Source organism: Streptomyces sp. NBC_00885 (assembly GCF_045207475.1).
GTDB lineage: Bacteria > Actinomycetota > Actinomycetes > Streptomycetales > Streptomycetaceae > Streptomyces.
The window spans coordinates 2,872,025-2,895,215 of sequence record NZ_CP108796.1 but is presented as its reverse complement, the minus strand read 5'-3'; the positions used below and the strand labels follow the sequence as shown (position 1 = coordinate 2,895,215).

Genomic DNA, 23,191 nt, shown 5'->3' with positions numbered 1-23,191 from the left:
CCGCCACAACACAGTGCGCCCCCGTACGGCGATCCGTACGGGGGCGCGGTGCGTCACATCACAACGTCATGAAGCGTTACGAGGCCGTGGTTTCGGCGGGTCGGATGTAGATGCGCTGGCCGATCGAAGCGGCCTGCTGCACGATCCGGTTGACGGAGGCGGCGTCAACGACGGTGCTGTCCACGGCGGTGCCGTCGACGTCGTTGAGGCGCATGATTTCGAAGCGCAAGGCTTCTCCCTTCGTCTGATCCTCCTGCTGGAGAACTGATGGCGACGGTTGCCCGTCGGCGTTCTGTAGTGGTTCAACGGTATGCACCCTGCAAACATTCCCTACGCTAAGGAAATTTTTTGGATGCCTAACTACTGGCAGGTAGAGGCGGGGCCACGGAGAATGAGCCTCGTATGAACGATGCAGAGATCACCGAGATCAGCGCCCGCCTGGAGCGCACCAACGAGCTGCTCCATCGCATGCTCGCCGAGGTCGCCAAGACCCCTTCGACACATGCCATCTTCGTGGACGCCGGTTACGTCTATGCTGCGGCCGGGTTGCTTGTGGCGGGAACCGAGGACCGGCGCTCCTTCGACCTGGACGCCGAGGGGCTGATCGAGGCCTTCATCGACAAGGCCCGCACGATCTTCGCGGACAGCAGACTGCTGCGGGTGTACTGGTACGACGGCGCCCGCCGCCGTATCCACACCCCCGAGCAGCAGTCCATCGCCGAGCTGCCGGACGTCAAGGTGCGCCTGGGCAATCTCAACGCGAACAACCAGCAGAAGGGCGTCGACTCACTCATCCGTACGGACCTGGAGTCACTCGCCCGGCACCGTGCGATCAGCGACGCGGCCCTCGTGGGCGGAGACGAGGACCTGGTCTCGGCGGTCGAGGCGGCGCAGGGGTACGGGGCGCGGGTCCATCTGTGGGGCATCGAGGCGGGGGAGGGACGCAATCAGGCCGAACCGCTGCTGTGGGAGGTCGACAGCCAGCGGACGTTCGACCTCGACTTCTGCCGTCCCTACATCACCCGCCGCCCGGTGACGACGTACGAGAACGAGGGCGCTCCGCCGCCGTCGCGCGACGAGGTGCGCTTCGTGGGGGCGCAGATCGCGGCGACATGGCTGGGGGAGCGGGGGCGGGAGCCGATGGCGGAGCTGCTGCCCGGCCATCCCTATCTGCCCGGTCCGGTGGACCAGGACCTGCTCATCGAGGCGGAGCGGGTCCTGCAGCGCTCGCTACGGGGGCATGCGGTGCTGAGGCGGGCACTGCGGGACGGGTTCTGGCAGCACCTGCAGGCTCAGTACTGATCCCAGAACGACACCAGGGCTGCCGCCGTCTCGGCGGGACGGCCGGTGTTCGGTGAGTGCTCGGCTCCGGCGATGACCGTCCGGCGGGCGTCCAGACGCCGTGCCATCTCGTCCAGCAGCGGCAGGGGCCAGGTGTCGTCGCGCTCGCCCGACACCACATGTTTCGGCATCTGTACGGCGGCGAGGGCGTCGATCCGGTCGGGCTCAACGGTCAGGGCGCGGCCGGTGGCGATCAACTGGGACGGGTTGTGCCGCAGCCAGCGGCGGCGCAGGTCCTCGCCGTTGGCGGGGTCCCTGTCCGCGTCCTCGGGCGGGTCGAGCGCCTTCATCGCCTGCCACACCTCGTCCATGCTCATCACCGACAGCGCGTCGCTGAGCATCTTCACCTTCTGCTGCTGGGCGGGCGAGATCTGTGCGGGCCCGGAGGACACGAGGGTCAGGGTGCGGAAGGGGGCGGGGGCGATCAGGACGGCGGCGCGGGCGATCTGTCCGCCGAGCGAGTGCCCCAGGAGATGGACCGGGCCGTCCTGGACCGCCTCGGCCTGGGCAAGCACGTCGCGAGCCAACTCGGCCTGGGCGTAAGCCTGTTGGTCCTCGGGGCCGTCGGTCTCGTACTGGCCGCGCCCGTCGACGGCGACTGCGCGGTAACCGGCCACGGTGAGAGGCTCGAGCAGCGCGATGAAGTCCTCCTTGCTCCCGGTGTACCCGGGCAGGAGGAGGGCGGTGCCCTTGTGGGCCTGACCGCTCGGCCGCGCGTCGAGCACGGCGAACGCGCCGCGCGCGGTGGAAAGATCGCGGGGGAGGGCGCAGGGGGGCGGGGTGAAGGTGGGCGGCCGGCTCATGCGACGAGGCTAACGGGGCCCCGCCCTCGACAGGTGCTCCGCCCCGGCCCCCGCGTCTCACACGCCGATGGCCCGGCCCCCGCAAGGGGACCGGGCCATCGGGTTGGTGCGTCAGCTCTCGGGCTGGGCTGCCTTCACCGTGCGCGTACGGCGGCGGGGCTTCGCGACGGCCTCGGGGGCGTCCGGAGCCACGGCCGTCACGACGGCTTCGACCGGCTTGGCGGCGCGGGTGCGGCGGCGGGGCTTGGTTTCCGCTTCCGGCTCGGTCGCGGGTGCGATCTGGAAGTCGACCTCGGCCTCGACCGGCTTGACGGCACGGGTGCGGCGGCGGGGCTTGGTCTCCACCTCGACCTCGGTTGCTACAGCCTCGACGGCTTCGACCGGCTTGGCGGCGCGGGTGCGGCGGCGGGGCTTGGTTTCCGCCTCCGGCTCGGTCGCGGGTGCGATCTGGAAGTCGACCTCGGCCTCGACCGGCTTCGCGGCACGCGACCGGCGACGGGGCTTGGTCTCCGCCACGACCTCGGGCTCGGCCTCGACCACCGTGTCGACCGACTCGACCGTGTCCACGGCCGTTGCCGCTCCCACCCGGGTGCGGCGGCGGCGCCGCGGAGTGCGGGGCTCCGCAGGGGCTTCCGCGGTCTCGGTCGTCGCTTCGGTCGTCGGCTCCACCGTCTCCGGCGTCGAGCCGCCGCGCGTACGGCGGCGCTGTCGCGGAGTGCGCGGCGCGCGCGGCCCACGCTCCTCGGTGGCCGGAGCGGACTTGCGGCCGCGGCCGCCCGTCTCGCCCAGGTCCTCGACCTCTTCCGCCGCAAGACCGGCGCGGGTGCGCTCGGCGCGCGGCAGGACGCCCTTCGTGCCCGCCGGGATGCTCAGCTCCTCGAACAGGTGCGGCGACGTCGAGTACGTCTCGACCGGGTCGCTGAAGCCGAGGTCCAGCGCCTTGTTGATCAGCTGCCAGCGCGGGATGTCGTCCCAGTCGACCAGCGTGATCGCGATGCCCTTGGCCCCCGCGCGGCCGGTGCGGCCGATGCGGTGGAGGTAGGTCTTCTCGTCCTCGGGCGACTGGTAGTTGATGACATGCGTCACACCCTCGACGTCGATGCCGCGCGCGGCGACATCGGTGCAGACGAGGACGTCCACCTTGCCGTTGCGGAAGGCACGGAGCGCCTGCTCGCGCGCGCCCTGGCCGAGGTCGCCGTGGACCGCGCCGGAGGCGAAGCCGCGGGTCTGCAGCTGCTCGGCGATGTCGGCCGCGGTGCGCTTGGTGCGGCAGAAGATCATCGCCAGCCCGCGGCCGTCGGCCTGCAGTATGCGGGAGACCATCTCCGGCTTGTCCATGGAGTGCGCGCGGTACACGTACTGCGCGGTGTTCGCGACGGTCGCGCCCTCGTCGTCCGGCGAGGTCGCGCGGATGTGTGTGGGCTGCGACATGTAGCGGCGGGCGAGGCCGATGACCGCACCCGGCATGGTCGCCGAGAACAGCATCGTCTGGCGCTTGGGCGGCAGCAGCTGGATGATCTTCTCGACGTCGGGCAGGAAGCCCAGGTCGAGCATCTCGTCGGCCTCGTCGAGGACGAGCGCGCGCACGTGCGAGAGGTCGAGCTTCTTCTGGCCGGCCAGGTCGAGCAGCCGGCCCGGGGTGCCGACGATCACGTCGACGCCCTTCCTGAGCGCCTCGACCTGGGGTTCGTACGCACGGCCGCCGTAGATGGCGAGCACGCGGACGTTACGCACCTTGCCGGCGGTCAGCAGGTCGTTGGTGACCTGTGTGCACAGCTCGCGGGTGGGGACGACCACCAGAGCCTGCGGGGCGTCGGTCAGCTGCTCGGGCTTCGCCCGGCCTGCCTCGACGTCCGCGGGGACGGTGACGCGCTCAAGCAGCGGCAGGCCGAAACCGAGGGTCTTGCCCGTGCCGGTCTTGGCCTGGCCGATGACATCAGTGCCGGTGAGGGCGACGGGGAGCGTCATCTCCTGGATGGGGAAGGGGGACATGATGCCGACGGCCTCAAGGGCCTCGGCGGTCTCGGGGAGGATCCCAAGATCCCGGAAAGTCGTAGTCAGGGTGCTGCCTCTTCTGTGAGACGCGGCACGAGGCGAACGATGGGGGTCGTACCGCACCTGGGTACTGGGCCGGCCGTGGGTTGGCCGGATGGCGCGGGACCACTGCCGTCGCTCGAGCGTCATGCCGCTGAGGGGGCCCCTCATCTGCGGTCGTACGCAACTGTGCGCACGGTCCGCGCGGAGGGCGGTCGGTTCGGAGCCGATCGTGCCACCGACCGGGCATCCTCAAGGGGACTCTGGGGAACAAGTTCCCCAGTCATACATGCGATCGCCCATCGAGTAGCTAGAACGCTCGACAGGCGCATTACCACTGTACCCCGGAATCGCGCATGTGTGTTGGGCGAATTCGTAGGAACCTCACTACGGGCAAGGCTGACCAGGCCCTTCCGCCCTGCGGTGAGCGGGCTATTGTGCGCTTCATGGAGACGCCTGACAACGCCACTGAACCCACCGGAATCGCCGCCCAGGACTGGGCAACGGCGTCCGCCGACCCCCAGTACCGCGCCGCCGTCGTGGATCTGCTGGGCGCGCTCGCGTACGGCGAGCTGGCGGCCTTCGAGCGGCTCGCCGAGGACGCCAAGCTCGCACCGACGCTCGGCGACAAGGCGGAGCTGGCGAAGATGGCCTCCGCGGAGTTCCACCACTTCGAGCAGCTGCGCGACCGGCTCACCGCCATCGACGCCGAGCCGACCGCCGCGATGGAGCCCTTCGCCCAGGCCCTGGACGACTTCCACCGCCAGACCGCGCCGTCCGACTGGCTCGAGGGCCTGGTCAAGGCGTACGTCGGCGACTCGATCGCCAGCGACTTCTACCGCGAGGTCGCGGCCCGCCTGGACACCGACACCCGCGGGCTGGTGCTCGCCGTGCTCGACGACACGGGCCACGGCAACTTCGCGGTCGAGAAGGTGCGCGCCGCGATCGAGGCCGAGCCGCGCGTCGGAGGGCGCCTCGCGCTGTGGGCACGCAGGCTGATGGGCGAGGCGCTCTCGCAGGCGCAGCGGGTGGTGGCTGACCGCGACGCGCTCTCCACGATGCTCGTGGGCGGTGTGGCGGGCGGCTTCGACCTCGCGGAGGTGGGCCGGATGTTCTCCCGGATCACCGAGGCGCACACCAAGCGCATGGCAGCGCTGGGGCTGGCGGCCTAACTGTCGGTCGACTCGGGCGGCTTGCGTGGCTCGCTCGACTCGGAGGACTCCGGCGACTCGGGTGACTCCGGAGCTTTCGGCGGCTTCCGCGGCTCCTCGGGCTTCGCGGAAGCCGCTTCGGGCGGCCTCAGAAAGGGAACGCCCGGCGCAGCCGGCCCGTCGACGGCCTGATCAGCAGTGAGAGCAGTACGGCTCCGACGGCCACCGCGCCCACCAGCACCGCCAGGGTGTGCCCCGGGCCGAGCGCCGCATGCGTGACGTACGCGCCGAACAGGGCTCCGAGCGGACCTGAGATGAGCACCACGCGGCGCGACGGGAGACGGTCCGGCAGCTGCCGGACAGCGGCCCAGGCGAGGGCGAGTCCGAGCAGGACTGAACCGAGCGCTTCCAGCAGCACTGCTGATCACCTCACGGATGCCGGTGCGGGCAAATCGGTCGTAGCCCGTACTACCCGGCCGTCGTGGAGTACAACCCTCTCTGAGCAGCGGAAGAGGGCCCGGCCGGGAATTCCCGCCGGGCCCTCTTCGTGCTGCTTCAGTAGTACTGCTTCAGTGACGTCCCGGCGCCCTACAGCGCGCCGAAGCCAACGCGCCGTACCGCCGGCTCGCCGATCTCGACGTACGCGATCCGGTCGGCCGGCACCAGGACCTTGCGGCCCTTGTCGTCCGAGAGGCTGAGCAGCTGCGCCTTGCCGGCCAGAGCGTCGCCCACCGCGCGCTCGACCTCCTCGGCGGACTGCCCGCTCTCCAGAACGATCTCCCGGGGCGCGTGCTGCACGCCGATCTTGACCTCCACGGCTATGTCCCTCCGAACGGTCAGTGCGTTGCGCGGTCAGCCGCGCCGTACGCAGCACACACTAGCCCGGCGAACGGACCCGGCAGGCGTCCGAGGTGAACGCCAGGAGCGAACACCGGCCGGTCAGTCTCCCTGCTGGTCCGTGCCCTGCCCTGCGTGCTGGTCGGTGCCGTGCAGCGGGAAGCCCGCGATGCCCCGCCACGCAAGCGAGGTCAGCAGCTGTACGGCCGTCTCGCGCGGAATGGCCGAAGCGCTGGAGAGCCAGTACCTGGCCACCACCTGCGAGACCCCGCCGAGGCCCACCGCCAGCAGCATGGACTCCTCCTTGGACAGCCCCGTGTCCTCGGCGATCACGTCCGAGATCGCCTCGGCGCACTGGAGCGAGACCCGGTCCACGCGCTCGCGGACAGCGGGCTCGTTGGTCAGGTCGGACTCGAAGACCAGCCGGAAGGCACCACCCTCGTCCTCGACGTACGCGAAATAGGCGTCCATGGTGGCGGCGACGCGCAGCTTGTTGTCGGTCGTCGACGCGAGCGCCGTACGGACCGCGAGCAGTAGCGACTCGCAGTGCTGGTCGAGCAGCGCGAGATAGAGCTCGAGCTTGCCCGGGAAGTGCTGGTAGAGCACCGGCTTGCTGACGCCTGCCCGTTCGGCGATGTCGTCCATGGCGGCCGAGTGGTAGCCCTGGGCCACGAAAACCTCCTGGGCAGCGCCCAGAAGCTGGTTCCTGCGGGCTCGGCGTGGCAGGCGTGTGCCCCGTGGGCGCGCTGCCTCTGTCTGCTCGATGGCTGTCACGCCGCCTCCCAAAAATCGTTCCGTGCGCGCTGTGCGCAGCGCCGCCATCGTACTTTTGGGTAACCCGGCTGTGCGTGCTGCGAGCGCAGAATTTCACGGACCGGACAGTCGCGGTAGCTCCCTACTCGGGGGCAATCAGGGGCAGGTCACCGGTAGTCGTCCTCGTCGAGAGCCACCACCCGGGCCTGTTCCACGGCGTCGGCCACGTTCGCCGAGTCCAGCCCATTGGGGCTGACCTGGTCGTCCTGCTCGGATTGCAGGTCCTTGAGCTGTTCCACCGCATCGGCCTCCGGGACCTCCTCGTCGAGTGCGGCGGCCTGGTCGTCTTCTTCGAAAGTTTCCGGGTCGGTGGGATCGACAGCCATGCGGCACCGCTTTCCATGGAGAGCGCCTTTCCTACGAGCGTAGGAGCTACTGAATCGCGGCGCTATGCGATGTGTGATGCCGAACACACGAACCACGGCGTGATCGTCTCGTAACATTGCCGCATGTCTTCGACCGAGCTGCCGGGAGTCCGCGCCGCGACCGCTGCCGTGGCCCCCAAGGTCGCGACCGTACGGGTCGCCGAGGGGGAGGAGCTTCGCTCCGTAACGCTGCCCGGTCTGACGCTCAACGTCAGATCCCGTCCCCCGGCACGTTCCGGGCTGCCGCACGCGCTGTACGTGCACGGCCTGGGCGGTTCCTCGCTCAACTGGTCCGCGCTGATGCCCCTGCTCGAGGACGTCGTGGACGGAGAGGCGCTGGATCTGCCCGGTTTCGGGGACTCCCCGCCGCCGGACGACGGCAACTACTCGCTCACGGGACACGCCCGGGCCGTGATCCGTTTTCTGGACGCCGCGGGGCACGGGCCCGTGCATCTGATCGGCAACTCGCTGGGCGGTGCGGTCTCCACCAGAGTCGCTGCCGTCAGACCCGATCTGGTGCGCACGCTCACCCTGATCTCGCCCGCTCTTCCCGAGCTGCGCGTCCAGCGCTCGGCCGTGCCCACCGCGCTGCTGGCGCTGCCCGGTGTGGTCTCGCTCTTCACCAGGCTCACCAAGGAGTGGTCGGCCGAGCAACGCACAAGAGGCGTGCTCGAACTGTGTTACGGCGACCCCACGCGGGTCACCGACGAGGCGCTGCGCAATGCTGTGGAAGAGATGGAGCGGCGCATACAGCTCCCGTACTTCTGGGACGCCATGGCCCGCTCTGCGCGCGGAATCGTCGACGCGTACACCCTGGGCGGTCAGCACGGACTGTGGCGGCAGGCGGAGCGGGTGCTCGCGCCGACGCTCCTGGTGTACGGAGGACGCGACCAGCTCGTCGCGTACCGTATGGCGCGCAAAGCGGCGGCGGCTTTCCGGGACTCCCGGCTGCTGACACTCCCGGACGCGGGGCACGTCGCCATGATGGAGTACCCGGAAACGGTCGCCCTGGCCATCCGGGAGCTGCTCGACGACTGCGGTGGGAGCTGATCCGGGGCGTGGGACGACATAGTCGCAAGGGCCCCGCACCCAAGGGCTCCGATTCGGACAGCACATCCGGCATAGGGACAGATCGGGCAGGTGGGCGGCGTGGCCGCCCCGCCGCGCCGGGTGCCGAGCAGCACACCCCTTCCGGCTACGGCATACCGCAGGCCAGGGGCGGACACCCCGAGCAGCGCGAGCCGGGCGGTGGCTGGGGCGTACTGCAGCAGTACCAGAACTGGCAGGGTGCCCCGGGCGGGCAGCGGGGGCAGACGCCGCAGCCGCCTCGTACGGTGGCCGGCGGGGCGCGAATACCGGGCCCGCGACGGGAGTTCGTCGAGGCCTTCGACCAGCCCCAGGTGGGCAGGCAGCAGGGCAGGAGGCCGCAGGGCGATCCGTACGCCGCGACCACGTCCTGGGACGTCGAGCCCGACCCGGCCTTCGACGCGTACATGGACGGCGCGGACGAGGACGGCGCGTCCGAGGAGCGGCCCGCCAAGGGCGGCAAGGGGCGCACGTTCACCGGGATCGCCGCCGCCGCGGTGACCACCGTGCTCGCGGTCGTCGTGGCCGGCCAGGTGGCGGCCGACAATCACGGCCACTCCAGCGCCCGGTCCGCGGACCAGGACCGCGGCGGCGCCGAGAGCCCGGCCTCCCGTTCCGAGAACCGGCAGGCCCCGCAGAAGGGCGGGGCCGCCGCTCCCGCGGCCCCGGTCTCGTACGGGCAACTGATGGCCACACGGTTCGCGATGGCCCCCAAGCTGAAGGCGAGCGGAAAGTTCGAGGCCGTCCCCGGCTTCGACGAGGCGCCCGGCAAGGGCCGCAAGATCCGCTACCGGGTTGATGTCGAACAAGGCCTCGGACTCGACGGAGCGCTCTTCGCCAAGGCGGTCCAGGCAACCCTGAACGACGACCGCAGCTGGGCGCACGACGGGGAGATGACCTTCGAGCGGATATCCTCCGGCGATCCCGAATTCGTCATCACGCTCGCCAGTCCCGGCACCACGCACGAGTGGTGCGACAAATCCGGGCTTGATACGGCCGAGGGCAATGTCTCCTGCGATTCCGCGCAGACCGAACGCGTGATGATCAACGCGTACCGCTGGGCCCAGGGATCCGAGACATACGGCCCCCAGGCGATGCTCACGTACCGTCAGATGCTCATCAATCACGAGGTCGGGCACCGGCTCGGACACGACCATGTGAACTGCCGTACGCCGGGAGCGCTCGCGCCGGTGATGCAGCAGCAGACCAAGTCGCTCGACATCAACGGCATCAAGTGCAGGCCCAACCCCTGGGTGTACCCCGGCAGTTGAGTCCGCCGTGCGGGACCGGTGTCTCACCCTCCGCGCCCGGCGCGTCGGCAGAGGCAGCTGGGTTCCTTACTGAAACCGCACCGTAGCGCGACAGAACGCAACCGGCACGCGAAAGTTACGTGCATTCACCCCTTCCGGTGGCGCGATGGACAACCGTCCGTCGCGCCACCGTCGTACCGGCTTAACGTCGTCACGCTGCGAGTCGCCGGACCAACGGCGGCCGCCCACAAGGGAGATCGGGGGTGTGCTCGTGCGGATCGGACTGCTTACGGACGGTGGTTATCCGTATGCGACGGGTGAATCCAGGCTGTGGTGCGACAGGCTTGTGCGCGGGCTGGCGCAGCACGAGTTCGACATCTACGCGCTGAGCCGCAGCGCACAGCAGGAAGACCACGGCTGGATCCGGCTTCCGGCGCAGGTGCAGCGCGTGCGCACCGCCCCGCTCTGGGCGCCCGAGGACGACGGGCACACATATGGCAGACGCGAACGACGGCGTTTCGTCGGCCACTTCACGGAGCTTGCCGCGGCCATCTGCGGACCGGGCGAAGGCTTCGCGGACGGCCTCTACGGCCTCGCCGAACTCGCCCGCGAACGTGGTGGCCTCTACGCCGCGCTCCGTTCCGAACTGGCCGTGCGCGCCCTCGAAGCCGCCTGCCGCGCCCCCGGCGCGCGCCGCACCGTACACGCCGCCACCGTCCCCGACTACCTTGCCTTCGCCGACCAGCTGGAGCGCGCCCTGCGCCCGCTCTCGCTCGACTGGTACGGCGACGACGGGCTCGGAGCCGTCGACCTCTGCCATGCCGCGTCCGGCGGATCCGCGGCACTGTCCGGCCTGCTGGCCAAACGCTTCTTCGGGGTTCCGCTGCTGGTCACGGAGTACGGCGTTCAGCTGCGCGCGCACTATCTGGCCGCGAGCGAGGGCGAGCTGACGGCGCCCGTACGCGCGCTGCTCGCCGCCTTCCAGGGCCGACTCGCGGCCGAGGTGTACGCCCAGGCCTCCGTGATCACCCCCGGCAACACGCACGCCCGGCGCTGGCAGGAGAAGTGCGGCGCCGACCGCGCCAAGCTGCGGACCGTCTACCCGGGCATGGAGGCGGATCGGTTCGCCGCGGTCGGCGACGGCGACGACAGTGGTGACGAGCACACCCTGGTGTGGGTCGGCAGGTTCGAGCCCGCCAAGGACCTCATCGCGCTGCTCCACGCCTTCGCCGAGGTGCGCAAGGAGGAGCCGCAGGCGCGGCTGAGGATGTTCGGGGCGCCGGTGCACGGGCCCGAGGCCGCGACGTATCTCGCCCACTGCAAGGCGCTGGCCGCCCAGCTTTTCCCCGACGAGGCCGCCGACGCGCACGCCGTGGGCGACAACCCCGTCTCGTTCGAGGAGATCGGCGGGCCCGAGGCCCCCGAACTCGCCGACGCCTACGCGTCCGGCGGCGTGGTCGTCCTGTCCAGCGTCGTCGAGGGCTTCCCGATCAGCCTTGTCGAGGCGATGTTCTGCGGCCGCGCGACGGTGTCGACGGACGTCGGCGCAGTCGTCGAAGTCATCGGCGGTACCGGCCTGGTCGTGCCCCCGCGCAATCCGCGAGCGCTCGCGGACGCCTGCCTCGCGCTGCTGCGCGACCCGGAGCGCCGGGAACGGCTGGGCGCCGCCGCACGCGCCCGCGCACTCGAACTGTTCACGATCGAGCAGAACCTGACGGCATTTCGCGGCATTTACCTGGAGCTGATCTCGCACTCCCCGGTGAAACGCGAAGCCGTCGACGAGGACGGCGAGCCGCTGCCCTTCGCCCACCCCGCCGAGGCGCATGTCCCGGGCCACTGGACGGGTGGCGGCATCGCGTCCGGCGGTCGCACCCCGCGCTGGGCGGACAGACAGGACGGGATCGGCGGCCTGGTCGGCGCGGCCGTGACCCCGAAGGAGGCGCGCGCATGAGTACGTCGCGGATCACGGAGAGCGCGGGGGGCGCGTCGGACGCTCGGGAAACAGGAGAGCACGTGAGTACCCGGCGTGCAGAGGAGCACGTGAGCATCCTCGGCGCCGCGCACGACTGGGGCCCCGGCAGCCCTCCACGCGCCGCCGGCCCCGATCCGAGCACCGGAACGTCCGGCAGCTCACGGACGACCGGGACCACCACAGGCACCGGCAGCGGGTCTTCCGCCCGGCTCTCCAAGGAGCCCTCCGCCCTCGACGGGGCCTGGCCGCCCGTCGGCGCCGCTGCCGACGCCGCCGCGCGGGACAGCCGTGGCGGCGCCCACCTCGCCGACACCAGGGATGACGAGCCGGCGAAGACACGCAAGCCTCCCGCCCCCCGCCGCGGCCCCGCCGACCCCGTCAAGGCGCTGATGCACCGCCACCGGGAACTGTGCGAGCGTGCCGTCGACCCCCTGGAGATCGCCGCGGGTCTCGAAGCCCACGGCATCACCGACCGGACCGCCGCCCGCTTCCGTCACCGGGACGTCTTCTCGCTCGCCGAGGAGCTGTACGCCCGCGTGCCGCGGGGAGCGGAGCCGGCGGACGGGGCCGGCCGTCCGGCGCGCGCGGCCCAGGCGCGCGACGGACGCCGCCCCCGAGCCGCCGGGCGCGCACTCCTCACAATCCTGCCGGGCGCCGTCTGCGCGCTCGCTCTCACCGTTGCGCAGGCGATGGACGGAGGTGCCCCGATCGCCGTCGGCGCCGCTGGCGCGATCGGCGTCGCCGTCGCGCTCACACTGTGTCTGCGGCGCGGACCCCTGCGCGCCGAGGGGCGCACGGTCCCCGCCGTACGCCTGTGGACGCTCTGGCTGCTGGCGTACGCGGCGTACGGAGAAGGCCTCCTCGACGAGATCGTCGCCGGGGGCCCGGACGGCCCACTGCCCTTGAGCGCCGCCCCGCTCGTCGGGCTCGCCCTCGCCGTCGCCCCCGCGGCCGGGTGCGCCCGCCTCTTCTCCGTACAGGCACGGCGCAGGCTGGACGGCAGCCGGGGCCTGGAGGAGTTCGCGTCCGGGATGCGCCCGCTGCTGCTGGGAGTCGTCGCCCTGTACGTCGCTGCCCTCGGCGCGCTCCTCGTCCTGGCCGGCCTGGTATTTCCCCATCAGGCCCTCGTCCCCGCCGTCGCCCTCGGCGCCCTGCTCTTCCTGGCCAGGCTGCTGATCGTCCACGGCTACCCGGCGTCCGCGTCCGCGGGACTCGCCGTCGCCTGCGGTGCCGAGGCCCTCGCCCCCGCGCTCCTGCTGGCCGGACGCCTGCCCGGCTGCGAGGTCCTGGCGCGTCCCGTCGAGGCGGCCGTAGGCGCCTGGGGCGCCGGTGCCCCACCTGCCATCGCCTGCTCGGCCGCTGTGCTCGGCCTGCTGGCCCATGCCACCGCTGCCCTGTCCCGGGCCTCGGCGCACACCGTCTGACCACCCGCGTAGCCGACATCGCGGGCGCATCCGGCACCCGTGTCGCCACGGGTTCCGACACCCCTTCCGCACCGACAGCAACACCTTTAAGGAGAAAGCGACATGACCCCTCAACCCCCAACAGAGGCCCGTCGGCACACAGGGGCCGCGCGATGAGGGTGCTCCTGCTCGGTGCCAATGGATTCCTCGGCCGCTTCGTCGCCGACCGGCTGCTCGCCGACCCCGCCGTGCACCTGACCGCCCTCGGGCGCGGTGACGACGCCGACGTACGCTTCGACCTCGCCGGAGGCAGCCCGGGCGCGCTCACCCGCTTCCTGGGCGCCGTCCATCCGGGCGTCGTCATCAACTGCGCAGGCGCCACCCGCGGCGGCGCCCGCGAGCTGACCCGGCACAACACCGTCGCCGTCGCCACCGTCTGCGAGGCCCTGCGACGCAGCGGCTGCGGCGCCCGGCTCGTCCAGCTCGGCTGCGCCTCCGAGTACGGTCCGTCCCAGCAGGGTTCGTCGACCGCGGAGGATGCCATTCCGCGCCCGGGCGGCCCGTACGGCGTCAGCAAGCTCGCCGCCACCGAGCTGGTACTCGGCGCGGGCCTGGACGCCGTCGTGCTGCGGGTCTTCTCGCCCGTCGGCCCAGGCACCCCGGCCGGCTCACCGCTCGGCCGTCTCGCCGAGGCGATGCGCCGCGCGATGCAGTCCGGCGACGGTGAGCTGAAGCTCAGCGGCCTCGGCGTGCAGCGCGACTTCGTCGACGTGCGGGACGTGGCGCGCGCCGTGCACGCCGCCTCGCTCTCCGCCGCTCAGGGCGTCGTCAACATCGGTACGGGACGTGCCGTACGACTGCGCGACGCGGCCGCGGTCCTGGCCCGGGTCGCGGGCTACGCGGGCGCGCTGCACGAGCTCGACGCGCCCCCCGGCCGCCCCTCCATCGGAGCCCCCCGCTCCGAAGCGTTGCTGGAGCAGCTCTCCGCGAACCCGGCCCCCTACCCCGACGGCTGTGGCAGCTGGCAGCAGGCGGATGTGCGCACCGCCCGCGACCGCCTCGGCTGGCGCCCCCGCATCAACCTCGAAGAGTCCCTCGCCGACATCTGGATGGAGGCGGCATGCCGCATCTGACCACCACGGGCACCAAGCTCTCCGCGACCGGCGCGGAGAGGCTCGGCTTCGGCATCCCCGGCTATGCCCACCCGCTGCTCGCCCCGGTCGAATGGGCCGAACTGACCCGCCCGGGAACCCCCCTGCACTGGGTCGTCCTCAATGTCGACGGCGGGCCCGGGGACCGCCCCGACCCGCACTGCCTGGAGGCCGCGGGCAAGCTGCGCAATGCGGGCGTGCGAGTTCTGGGCCATCTCGACATGGCCCACGGCTCGCGCTCCTTCGGCAATCTCGTCTCCGACGCGCATCTCTACCTCGAGTGGTACCGGGTCGACGGCTTCCTGCTGGACCGCTGCCCCACGGACCGCGCCGACCTGCAGGAGGTGCGGCGTACGACGGCGACGCTGGAGGCCGTTCTCGACGGCGGCCATCTCGTCCTCGGGCACGGCTCGCATCCGTACCCGGGCTACGCGGAAGCTGCCGACCAGCTGGTCACCTTCTCCGGGCCGTGGACGGATTACCGCTGGTCACAGGTGGCGGAGTGGACGGCGGACCATCCGGCGGAGCGCTTTGTGCACTTCGTGCACGGGGTGCCGCGCACGCACCTGGAGGAAGCCACCCGAATCGCCCGCTGGCAGGGCGCCGGGACGATCTTCTTCACCGATCGCACGGACCAGTGGGGACAAACCAGCCCATTCGAGGCACTGCCCGGCTACTGGGACGAAATCGTCTCGCGGATCGGACCGGGTGTCTCGGAATGAGGAGGGCCGTGGCAGTGTTACCGGGAGAACAACCGTACTGACTTATCGACGCAACGGAGTCCCCGTGTCGCTGCCACCCCTGGTAGAGCCAGCTGCTGAGCTCACCGTCGACGAGGTCCGCAGGTACTCCCGCCACCTGATCATCCCCGATGTCGGGATGGACGGGCAGAAGCGGCTGAAGAACGCCAAGGTGCTGTGTGTGGGCGCCGGCGGCCTGGGTTCGCCGGCCCTGATGTACCTCGCCGCGGCCGGTGTCGGCACGCTCGGCATCGTGGAGTTCGACGAGGTCGACGAGTCGAACCTGCAGCGCCAGATCATCCACAGCCAGGCCGACATCGGCCGCTCCAAGGCGCAGTCCGCCAAGGACTCGGTGCTCGGCATCAACCCGTACGTGAATGTGGTCCTGCACGAAGAGCGGCTCGAGGCCGAGAACGTGATGGACATCTTCAGCCAGTACGACCTGATCGTCGACGGCACGGACAACTTCGCGACGCGCTACCTGGTCAACGACGCGTGCGTGCTCCTGAACAAGCCGTACGTCTGGGGCTCGATCTACCGCTTCGACGGACAGGCCTCCGTCTTCTGGTCCGAGCACGGTCCCTGCTACCGCTGCCTCTACCCCGAGCCCCCGCCGCCGGGCATGGTCCCCAGCTGCGCCGAGGGCGGCGTGCTGGGTGTGCTCTGCGCGTCCATCGGCTCCATCCAGGTCAACGAGGCCATCAAGCTGCTCGCGGGCATCGGTGAGCCGCTGGTCGGCCGACTGATGATCTACGACGCGCTGGAGATGCAGTACCGCCAGGTCAAGGTCCGCAAGGACCCGGACTGCGCGGTCTGCGGCGAGAACCCCACCGTCACCGAGCTCATCGACTACGAGGCCTTCTGCGGCGTCGTGTCCGAGGAGGCCCAGGAGGCGGCGGCCGGTTCGACGATCACTCCCAAGCAGCTCAAGGAGTGGATCGACGACGGCGAGAGCATCGACATCATCGATGTCCGTGAGATCAACGAGTACGAGATCGTCTCGATCCCCGGCGCCAGGCTGATCCCGAAGAACGAGTTCCTCATGGGCACCGCCCTTCAGGACCTGCCTCAGGACAGGCGCATCGTCCTGCACTGCAAGACCGGTGTCCGCAGTGCGGAAGTCCTCGCCGTGCTCAAGTCCGCGGGCTTCGCGGACGCGGTGCACGTCGGCGGCGGCGTGATCGGCTGGGTCAACCAGATCGAGCCGGACAAGCCGATCTACTGACGCGGATGTGTGCAGGGCCCCGGACCGCAGCGCTTGGTCCGGGGCCTTTTCGCTGCGCCGCTACGAGCAGGTCTTGCCGTTCGCCGGGACCTTGCCGTCCAGCAGATACGCGTCCACCGTCCGCGTCACGCACGCCCCGTTGCCGTACGCGCCATGGCCCTCGCCCTTGTTGGTGAGCAGCACTCCGACGCCCGCACCGAGCTCGTCCGCCATCTTCTTCGCGCCCTCGTACGGAGTCGCCGGATCGCCCGTCGTGCCCACGACCAGGATCGGCGCCGCGCCCGCGGCGGCCACCTCGGGCGTGTCGGACTCGCCGGGGACAGGCCACTCGGCGCACCAGCCCGCCAGGTCCCAGGCCAGATACGGGCCGAAGACCGGCGACACCCTGGTGAACTCGGCGAGATGACGGGACCTGACCTCGGCGGCCGTGACCCGGCCCTTGGTGTCCGCGCAGGATATGGCGCGCTGGGAGTGGTCCTGGGTGCTGTAGTGGCCTGTCCGGTCACGGCTGTTGTACGCCTCCGCCATGATCAGCAGACGCGTGCCGTCGCCGTTCTCCGCCTCGTCCAGCGCCTGGGTGAGGTAGGGCCAGCTGTCCTTCGAGTACAGCGGGAGGACGATCCCCGTGAGCGCCAGGCTCTGGGTGAGCGTGCGCCCCTCGTCGGTGGGCAGCGGCTTGCGGTCCAGCCTGTCGAGGAGCTTCACGACCCGCTCGGTGCCGTCCTTGGCGCTGATGCCCCGGCTCTTGTAGTAGTTCTCCAGGGCACGTTGAAAGCCCAGCGCCTGGCCGCGCGAGTGCCCGGCGTAGTCCGCGGTGGGATCGACCACGGCGTCCAGAACGAGGCGTCCGACGTTCCTGGGGAACAAGTGGGCGTAGACACCGCCCAGTTCGGTGCCGTAGGAGAAACCGAGGTAGTGCAGCTTGGCGTCGCCGAGGACCTGGCGGATCAGATCCATGTCGCGCGCAGCGTTGGTGGTGCCGACATGCGGCAGCACCCGGCCGGACTTCTTGGCGCAGCCGGCGCCGAAGGCCACGGAGTTGTCGATGTACGCCTTCTCCTCCGCGGGGGTGTCGGGGGTGAAGTCCAGCCGGTGCGCGGCCTCGATCTCCCTGTCACCCCGGCAGGCCACCTCGGCGCTCTCGGCGACACCGCGCGGATCGAAGCTGACCAGGTCGTAGCGGCTGTGCAGCGTCTTGAACTGATCGGCCGCGCCGGGCAGCGCGCCGACACCCGAGCCGCCGGGACCGCCGAAGTTGAACAGGAGTGAACCGATCCGCTTGGACCCGTCCTCGGCCTTCGAGCGGATCAGGGCGATCCCGATGGTCTCGCCGGTCGGCTTCCTGTAGTCGAGGGGGGCTTTGAGCCGGGCACACTGCCACTGTCCGCCCGGTCTCTTCGCATTGCTGCCCGAGGCCTTCACGGGCGCCTCGCAGCGCTTCCAGTCGAGCTTCTGGCCGGTGAGAGCGGCGGGCAGAACCGGCTCGCGCGGAGTGCTCGGAGCAGCCTCGCCCGGGGAGTTATGCGAGGCGGAGGGCCCGGCCGTGTTCTTGCGGTCGTCGCCCGCCTTGTCCTGACCGCTGTCACAGCCGACGGCCAGACCGGCCACCAGCAGCGCGCTCACGGCCAGTGCCCCCGCCCGTACCCGAATCGTCATACGTGCCCCCGCGCTTCGAAGATTGTTTCGACATCCTAGGCGGGGCTACTGACAGACCGTGCCGGCATCCTGGGCAGGGCTACTGACACACCGTGCCCGCGGCAGGCACCTTGCCCTCCAGGAGGTAGGAGTTCACCGCTCGCTGCACGCACGCGCTGCCGCCGTTGTACGCGCCGTGTCCCTGACCCCGGTAGGTGAGCTCGATGCCGACCCCCTTGCCGAGGGCGTCGGCCATCGCCTTCGCCCCCTCGTAAGGGGTCGCCGGGTCGCCGGTGTTGCCGATGACGAGGATGGGCGGTGCGCCAGGGGCCGACACATCGGGTGTGTCCCAAGTGCCCGGCAGCGGCCACTCCGTGCAGCCCATCAGACCCCAGCCGAGGTAGTCGCCGAAGACGGGGGACGCCTGGCGGAACTCGGGGAGCTTCGCCTTCGTCTGCTCCAGGGTCCAGCGGTCCTTGAAGTCGACGCAGTTGATGGCCGCGTTCGCCGCCTGGATATTGCTGTAGTGGCCGTTGTCGCCGCGCCCGTTAAGCGAGTCGGCGAGTGCGAGCAGCAGCCCGCCGTTGCCGCCGTCGGCCTCGTCGAGACCCTGCTCCAGGTACTGCCAGTACTCCTTGGAGTACAGGGCCTGCGCGATGCCGCTGGTGGCCTGGCTCTGGGTGAGCATCCGGTCGCCGCTGGCGGGGATCGGCTTCTTCTCGAGCTCGTCGAGGAGGGCGATGATCCAGGCCTCGACCTCCTTCGCGGTGGAGCCGGGCAACAGGCACTTGTCGCCGCGGTTCACGCAGTCCTGGGCGAAGTTGTCGAGGGCCAGCTGGAAGCCCTTCGCCTGGCCGAGGGAGCCCTCTTCGGAGTTCTTGGTCGGGTCCACGACGGCGTCGAAGACCGCCCGGCCGACCTTGGTGGGATACAAGTGGGCGTAGACGCCGCCCAGTTCGGTGCCGTACGAAATGCCGAAGTAGTAGAGCTTGTCGTCGCCGAGGACTTGGCGCATCAGGTCCAGGTCGCGGGCGGCGTTGACGGTTCCGACGTAGGGCAGCTGGTCCCCGGAGTTCTTCTCGCAGGCCGCTGCGAAGGACTTCAGACCCTCGGCGAAGGTCTTCTCCTCAGAGGCGTCGTCGGGCGTCGAATCCTGCTGGTAGTACGCGTCGAGCTGCTTGTCGTCCTTGCACTCCACCGCGGCGCTGCGGCCGACCCCGCGCGGGTCGAAGCTCACCAGGTCGTAACGGGTGTGCAGGGCTGCGTAGTCCGCCGCGGCTGCTGGCAGGCCGGCGACCCCGGAGCCTCCGGGTCCGCCGAAGTTGAATATGAGGGAGCCGATGCGCTTGGACTGGTCGCGGGCTTTGGCGCGTATGAGAGCGAGCTCGATGGTGTCGCCGCCCGGCTTGGCGTAGTCGAGCGGGGCGTCCATGAAGGCGCACTCCCAGACCGTGCCGCCGGGCAGCGGTGACGGCGCGGTGCCGCCGCCTTCCGCGTCCGAGGGGGCCGGGCACGCCTGCCAGTCCAGCTCCTGGGAGGCGAGCTCCTTCGCCCGGTCCTGGTCCGACTCCTTGCCCTTGCCGCCGCCGTCGTCGGAACACCCGGCGGCGGCCAGCAGCACGGCGGCACAGGCGCTGGTGGCGGCGGCGCGGACGACGGAGGAACGGGGCATGCTCCCATCGTGCGCCGCGGGTGCGGGCTGCGCCCGCGACGACGGTCCATGCGGGTGGTTGGACATGCGGCCGAAGGTCGCACACGGGGTCTGGGGCGAAGCCCCAGTTCGGGGAGGGCGGGTAGGGGAAAACCCCCCGGTCACCCCTACAGCGCGCCCTTGCGCGTCAGGTGGTTGAACGCGAACCACCCCGGCAGCACCGGCAGCCACAGCGTCATCATCCGGTACAGCAGCACCGCCGGCGCCGCCACCTCCTTCGGCACCCCCGCCACGATCAGACCGAAGGTCAGCGCACCCTCCACCGCACCCACACCGCCCGGCGTCGGCGCCGCCGACCCCAGCGCGTTGCCCGCGAGGAACACCACGGCGATGCTGGCGTAGCTCAGCGGCTGATTGCCGTTGTCGAAGGCACGGATCGACGCGTCCAGACACATCACGAACAGACCGGTCAGCAGCAGCATCCCGCCGATGCCGGTGATCAGTTTCATCGGCCGCTGCAGCACGTCGAGCATGCGCGGCACGACCCCGGCGAACAGCGAACGCAGCCGCGTCGAGACGAACTTCCGCAGGAACGGGATCGCGGTCACCACCAGCACCAGCACCGCGACGGTCAGCAGCCCCGCGATCACAGTCCTGGACGGGGTGAACGACGCCGTCCGCTCCGTACCGGTGAGATAGCCGAAGGCGAGCAGCAGCATGACGTGCGCGCCGAGCCCGAAGAGCTGGGAGGCGCCGACACTGGCCACAGCGAGCCCGGGGCGTACTCCCGAGCGCTGCAGGAAGCGGGTGTTCAGCGCGACACCGCCGACCGCCGCCGGGGCGACGATCTTGACGAAGGATCCGGCTACCTGGGCGACGACGGTCCGCAGGAATCCCACCCGCTCGGGCACGAAGCCCAGCAGGCTCATCGCCGCGGCGAAGTAGCTGAGCGCGGAGAAGGCGACAGCGGCCGCCACCCAGCCCCAGTGGGCCTGGCCGAAGACCGTACCGAAGTCGATGCCCGCGAGCTGCGAGAGCAGGAAGTAGGCGGCGACCGCGCCCGCGATGAAGCTGACGAGCGTGCGCGGCCTGATCCGTTCCAGACGGACCGGTTCGACCGGTGCCTGCGGCCTGATCAGCAGCATCTGGGCGCGGATCTGGGAGAGCAGATCCTCCTCGCGCGCCTCGTCCATGGCCACGTCCATGGCCCTCTTGTCGGCCTGCTTCTCCGCGCGTTCCGTCTTGCGTACGACCTTGGGGTCGGCGTGTGCCTCTTCCGTACGGGCCCGCTTGGCGGCGGCCGACGCCTCGAGGACGGCCTCCCGCTCCCGCTGGGACCGCTCACGCGCGAGCTTGCGCAGCGTCGCCCTGGTCGAGCGGCTGAGCGCGATGGGCTGAAGCAGCGGCAGGCAGTCGGCGACCTGGTCCGGGCCGAGCACCTCGACCGCGGTGGCCACCGCACGCTCGGCACCGACCCGCAGGCCGATGGTGGTGAGCAGCTGCGCGATGTCCATACGCAGCACCACGTCGCTCGCCGCGATCTCGCCACCGCGCAAATCCGTGAGGATCACCTTGCCGGAACGATCCACCAGAATCGCGTCGCCGGTCAGCCGCCGGTGCGCGATGCGCCTCGACTGGAGCGCCTTCACCTGTCGCCAGGCTCCGCGCACCACGTCGTCGGTGACCTCGTCGTCGTCCATGGAGTCGAGGGAATGGCCGCCCAGGTGCTCGTAGACCAGCATCACGGCGTCCGGGCCGAGCTCGGAGGTGGCGATCAGCTTCGGGGCGTTGGCTCCGGCCGCGATCGCCGCGTACGCGAGCAGCGCCTCCTGCTCCAGCGCCTGGCGCAGCGACTGGATGGAGCGTCGGGTGGTGATGGAACGCAGCGTGAGGCGCCGCCACACGCGGTAGAAGAAGCCCTGGGCCTGCTGCTCGCGGTCAACGACGGTGACGTCGAGCGGCGAGCCCTCTTCCAGCGTGACGAGGTAGCGGCGGCCGCGGTCGCCCTGGTCGGCGCTGTCGGGGATGTCCTCGGCCCGCATTGCGGTGACCGGGCGGAAACCGACATGGCGCAGACCGGCCAGCAGGGTCTGGCCGGTGGGGCGTACGTTCGGCGAGCCGACGGCGTAGAGCGTTCCGTACGCCACGGTCCAGCCGAGCAGAATGGTGAGGATGATCGAGAACGGTGTTGTGTACCCGGCGACCAGCATCGCGAAGGCGTCGAGCAGCAGCACCACCCACAGGACCACCCGCCATCGCGGTCTTCGGGACATGCCGACGGCCGTCATATAGGCGATGACGGGCGCGAGATATCCGTGAACGGGATCGGTCAGCCCGCCGCCGGTCTGTGCCTGTGTCAGGGCTTCCTGGAGGGTGCCGGGCGCGGCCCTGGCGACCCAGAGGTCGGTGGCGAGAGTGGCTCCGTGCGCGAGCACGGCGGCCAGGACGCCGTCCGCGATCCGCAGACCGTCGCGTTTGATCAGCCGCTCGATGGCGAAGGCGACCGGGACGAGCAGCACGGCGATGCTGGACACCAGACCGGCGATCTTGACGAACAGGTCGGGGGCCTGGTCGGTGCCCTTGTCGATGTCCTGTGCGAGGCCTGTCGTGGTGCCCTGGGCGAAGGCGGCCACGGCGAGGACGATCGCGATCGCGAGGATGCCGATGAGCAGGCGCATCAGGTCGGAGGGCCGGTGGACGCGGGCGGCCAGCAGCGGCTCGTCCCCGGAGACGCGGTCGACGCCGGCGACGTCGGTCACCTCGGCCGCGTCCGGCGACTGGTCGACCGTCTTGCCGGCTGCCTTCTCTGCGGCTGCTTCCTCCGCGGCTGTCGTGTCTGCGGCTGTCTGGTCCGCGGCGGCGTCGGACGCTTTCCCGGCACCGGCACCGGCACCGGCACCGGCACCGGCAGCTGCCTCGTCGCTCGTGTCCGGCTGCGAAGTGGGCGCGTCCGGGTACGGCTCGGCCTCAGGGGTGCTTGCCACCTTCGGAGGCTGCACGCCCTGCTCCCTCGCCGTCTCGGTCTCTTCTTGATCTCGTATCACCAGTCACCGCCCGCATGATGGTGGCACGACCGGACGACAGAGGGGGGCATCAGGGTGCATCGCGGGGACGGGAGGTGCGTGAGATACGCCCCTTTGCCTGCCGGAGCCGGCCGCCCGCGCGGTGCCCGCGGCGCGGGGCGTTGTCGGTGGCGTGCGGCAGGATGGGCCGGATGGAAGAGCTGCCGGAGTACGCGGAGCGGGTGCTCGAGGTCGCCGAGCTGATCCCGCCCGGCCGCGTGATGACCTACGGCGACATCGCCGAATGGCTCGAAGAGGGCGGCCCGAGGCAGGTCGGCCGGGCCATGGCGCTTTACGGGGGCGGGGTGCCCTGGTGGCGCGTCGTACGCTCGGACGGCACGTTGCTGCCCGGCCATGAGCTCAGCGCCCTGGCGCACTACCGCAGCGAGGGGACTCCCCTGCGCGAGGCCGCACGAAGCGCCGACAGCCATGTGCCGCGCCTCGACATGAAGCGCGCGCGATGGGACGGCGACGAGGGTGCCGGCGACAGCGCTCACATATGACAGCTTCCGCCAATCGGGGGCGGCACGGGGAATCGGAGGACCGTACGGAGTACCGGGACTACAGGCGGTACGCGACGGACTCACTGCGTTCCCGCCAGGCGCTGGCGTAGCGTCGTCAGCGCGCGGCACGAACCGCTCCATCACCACCAGCACACCCACCAGGACCGGC

At 70.8% G+C, this 23,191-nt stretch carries 20 protein-coding genes; 10 read left to right on the top strand and 10 right to left on the bottom strand.

Going from position 1 to position 23,191, the window contains the following annotated elements; all coding sequences use genetic code 11:
• Positions 1-76: 76 nt before the first annotated feature.
• Positions 77-229 carry a hypothetical protein gene (locus tag OHA61_RS12665; RefSeq protein ID WP_186356920.1) on the bottom strand — a complete coding sequence of 51 codons (153 nt, stop codon included), beginning with the start codon at positions 227-229 and terminating at the stop codon, positions 77-79.
• Positions 230-402: 173 nt separating this feature from the next.
• Here OHA61_RS12665 and OHA61_RS12660 point away from each other — a divergent pair, with 173 nt between their 5' ends.
• Entirely contained in the window at positions 403-1,302 is a 900-nt protein-coding gene (locus tag OHA61_RS12660; RefSeq protein WP_406303150.1) for an NYN domain-containing protein, read from the top strand.
• On the opposite strand, the gene OHA61_RS12655 is transcribed toward OHA61_RS12660, so the two are convergent.
• Both OHA61_RS12655 and OHA61_RS12650 read right to left on the bottom strand, forming a co-directional pair.
• Positions 1,293-2,144: an alpha/beta fold hydrolase gene (locus tag OHA61_RS12655; RefSeq protein WP_406303149.1), complete on the bottom strand. Its 852-nt coding sequence runs from the start codon at positions 2,142-2,144 to the stop codon at positions 1,293-1,295. The two genes, OHA61_RS12660 and OHA61_RS12655, sit on opposite strands and share 10 nt — an antisense overlap.
• Before the next feature lie 111 nt (positions 2,145-2,255).
• The gene (locus OHA61_RS12650; protein WP_406303148.1) at positions 2,256-4,136 is read right to left on the bottom strand and encodes a DEAD/DEAH box helicase; all 1,881 of its coding nucleotides are present in this window, start codon (positions 4,134-4,136) and stop codon (positions 2,256-2,258) included.
• A gap of 488 nt (positions 4,137-4,624) precedes the next feature.
• On the opposite strand from OHA61_RS12650, the gene OHA61_RS12645 reads away from it, so the two are divergent.
• Complete coding sequence (locus tag OHA61_RS12645) at positions 4,625-5,350, top strand: ferritin-like fold-containing protein (RefSeq protein ID WP_266487158.1); 726 nt, start codon at positions 4,625-4,627, stop codon at positions 5,348-5,350.
• A 127-nt stretch (positions 5,351-5,477) separates the two neighbouring features.
• On the opposite strand, the gene OHA61_RS12640 is transcribed toward OHA61_RS12645, so the two are convergent.
• The 4 genes from OHA61_RS12640 to OHA61_RS12625 all read right to left on the bottom strand — a co-directional run bounded on the left by OHA61_RS12640 (position 5,478) and on the right by OHA61_RS12625 (position 7,305).
• The gene (locus OHA61_RS12640; protein ID WP_324983521.1) at positions 5,478-5,747 is read right to left on the bottom strand and encodes a hypothetical protein; all 270 of its coding nucleotides are present in this window, start codon (positions 5,745-5,747) and stop codon (positions 5,478-5,480) included.
• A 170-nt stretch (positions 5,748-5,917) separates the two neighbouring features.
• A complete protein-coding gene (locus tag OHA61_RS12635) occupies positions 5,918-6,145 on the bottom strand; it encodes a DUF3107 domain-containing protein (RefSeq protein WP_142213842.1) in 228 nt (75 codons plus the stop codon).
• 123 nt (positions 6,146-6,268) lie between these two features.
• Positions 6,269-6,940, bottom strand: coding sequence for a TetR/AcrR family transcriptional regulator (locus OHA61_RS12630; protein ID WP_324983526.1), 672 nt, complete (start codon positions 6,938-6,940; stop codon positions 6,269-6,271).
• 146 nt (positions 6,941-7,086) lie between these two features.
• Positions 7,087-7,305: a hypothetical protein gene (locus tag OHA61_RS12625; protein ID WP_324983529.1), complete on the bottom strand. Its 219-nt coding sequence runs from the start codon at positions 7,303-7,305 to the stop codon at positions 7,087-7,089.
• A gap of 123 nt (positions 7,306-7,428) precedes the next feature.
• Between OHA61_RS12625 and OHA61_RS12620 the strand changes: the two genes are divergently transcribed.
• The 7 genes from OHA61_RS12620 (at position 7,429) to moeZ (ending at position 16,171) form a co-directional block, all read left to right on the top strand.
• Positions 7,429-8,394, top strand: coding sequence for an alpha/beta fold hydrolase (locus tag OHA61_RS12620; RefSeq protein ID WP_406303147.1), 966 nt, complete (start codon positions 7,429-7,431; stop codon positions 8,392-8,394).
• Between the two features lie 8 nt (positions 8,395-8,402).
• On the top strand, positions 8,403-9,701 hold the full coding sequence (locus OHA61_RS12615; protein WP_406303146.1) for a DUF3152 domain-containing protein: 1,299 nt from the start codon (positions 8,403-8,405) through the stop codon (positions 9,699-9,701).
• Between the two features lie 250 nt (positions 9,702-9,951).
• Positions 9,952-11,631, top strand: coding sequence for a DUF3492 domain-containing protein (locus OHA61_RS12610; RefSeq protein WP_406307334.1), 1,680 nt, complete (start codon positions 9,952-9,954; stop codon positions 11,629-11,631).
• 62 nt (positions 11,632-11,693) lie between these two features.
• Positions 11,694-13,076 carry a hypothetical protein gene (locus OHA61_RS12605; protein ID WP_406303145.1) on the top strand — a complete coding sequence of 461 codons (1,383 nt, stop codon included), beginning with the start codon at positions 11,694-11,696 and terminating at the stop codon, positions 13,074-13,076.
• Between the two features lie 152 nt (positions 13,077-13,228).
• Complete coding sequence (locus OHA61_RS12600) at positions 13,229-14,188, top strand: NAD-dependent epimerase/dehydratase family protein (protein ID WP_406303144.1); 960 nt, start codon at positions 13,229-13,231, stop codon at positions 14,186-14,188.
• The gene (locus OHA61_RS12595; RefSeq protein WP_406303143.1) at positions 14,176-14,928 is read left to right on the top strand and encodes a spherulation-specific family 4 protein; all 753 of its coding nucleotides are present in this window, start codon (positions 14,176-14,178) and stop codon (positions 14,926-14,928) included. Before OHA61_RS12600 ends, OHA61_RS12595 begins: the two co-directional genes overlap by 13 nt.
• Before the next feature lie 64 nt (positions 14,929-14,992).
• The gene (gene moeZ / locus OHA61_RS12590; RefSeq protein WP_361914778.1) at positions 14,993-16,171 is read left to right on the top strand and encodes an adenylyltransferase/sulfurtransferase MoeZ; all 1,179 of its coding nucleotides are present in this window, start codon (positions 14,993-14,995) and stop codon (positions 16,169-16,171) included.
• Between the two features lie 60 nt (positions 16,172-16,231).
• On the opposite strand, the gene OHA61_RS12585 is transcribed toward moeZ, so the two are convergent.
• The 3 genes from OHA61_RS12585 to OHA61_RS12575 all read right to left on the bottom strand — a co-directional run bounded on the left by OHA61_RS12585 (position 16,232) and on the right by OHA61_RS12575 (position 22,441).
• Positions 16,232-17,827, bottom strand: coding sequence for an alpha/beta hydrolase (locus OHA61_RS12585; protein ID WP_406303142.1), 1,596 nt, complete (start codon positions 17,825-17,827; stop codon positions 16,232-16,234).
• Between the two features lie 79 nt (positions 17,828-17,906).
• On the bottom strand, positions 17,907-19,478 hold the full coding sequence (locus OHA61_RS12580; RefSeq protein ID WP_406303141.1) for an alpha/beta hydrolase: 1,572 nt from the start codon (positions 19,476-19,478) through the stop codon (positions 17,907-17,909).
• A 146-nt stretch (positions 19,479-19,624) separates the two neighbouring features.
• A complete protein-coding gene (locus OHA61_RS12575; RefSeq protein WP_406303140.1) occupies positions 19,625-22,441 on the bottom strand; it encodes a lysylphosphatidylglycerol synthase domain-containing protein in 2,817 nt (938 codons plus the stop codon).
• A gap of 230 nt (positions 22,442-22,671) precedes the next feature.
• On the opposite strand from OHA61_RS12575, the gene OHA61_RS12570 reads away from it, so the two are divergent.
• Positions 22,672-23,022, top strand: coding sequence for an MGMT family protein (locus OHA61_RS12570; protein ID WP_361914790.1), 351 nt, complete (start codon positions 22,672-22,674; stop codon positions 23,020-23,022).
• Positions 23,023-23,191: the final 169 nt, after the last annotated feature.

Excerpts from the sequence above, each read along its gene's own strand:
- OHA61_RS12655 (WP_406303149.1), bottom strand. The coding sequence starts at position 2,144 with ATGAGCCGGCCGCCCACCTTCACCCCGCCCCCCTGCGCCCTCCCCCGC.
- OHA61_RS12645 (WP_266487158.1), top strand. The coding sequence starts at position 4,625 with ATGGAGACGCCTGACAACGCCACTGAACCCACCGGAATCGCCGCCCAG.
- OHA61_RS12595 (WP_406303143.1), top strand. The coding sequence starts at position 14,176 with ATGCCGCATCTGACCACCACGGGCACCAAGCTCTCCGCGACCGGCGCG.
- OHA61_RS12650 (WP_406303148.1), bottom strand. The coding sequence starts at position 4,136 with ATGTCCCCCTTCCCCATCCAGGAGATGACGCTCCCCGTCGCCCTCACC.
- OHA61_RS12570 (WP_361914790.1), top strand. The coding sequence starts at position 22,672 with ATGGAAGAGCTGCCGGAGTACGCGGAGCGGGTGCTCGAGGTCGCCGAG.
- OHA61_RS12660 (WP_406303150.1), top strand. The coding sequence starts at position 403 with ATGAACGATGCAGAGATCACCGAGATCAGCGCCCGCCTGGAGCGCACC.
- OHA61_RS12625 (WP_324983529.1), bottom strand. The coding sequence starts at position 7,305 with ATGGCTGTCGATCCCACCGACCCGGAAACTTTCGAAGAAGACGACCAG.
- OHA61_RS12600 (WP_406303144.1), top strand. The coding sequence starts at position 13,229 with ATGAGGGTGCTCCTGCTCGGTGCCAATGGATTCCTCGGCCGCTTCGTC.
- OHA61_RS12580 (WP_406303141.1), bottom strand. The coding sequence starts at position 19,478 with ATGCCCCGTTCCTCCGTCGTCCGCGCCGCCGCCACCAGCGCCTGTGCC.
- OHA61_RS12620 (WP_406303147.1), top strand. The coding sequence starts at position 7,429 with ATGTCTTCGACCGAGCTGCCGGGAGTCCGCGCCGCGACCGCTGCCGTG.
- OHA61_RS12585 (WP_406303142.1), bottom strand. The coding sequence starts at position 17,827 with ATGACGATTCGGGTACGGGCGGGGGCACTGGCCGTGAGCGCGCTGCTG.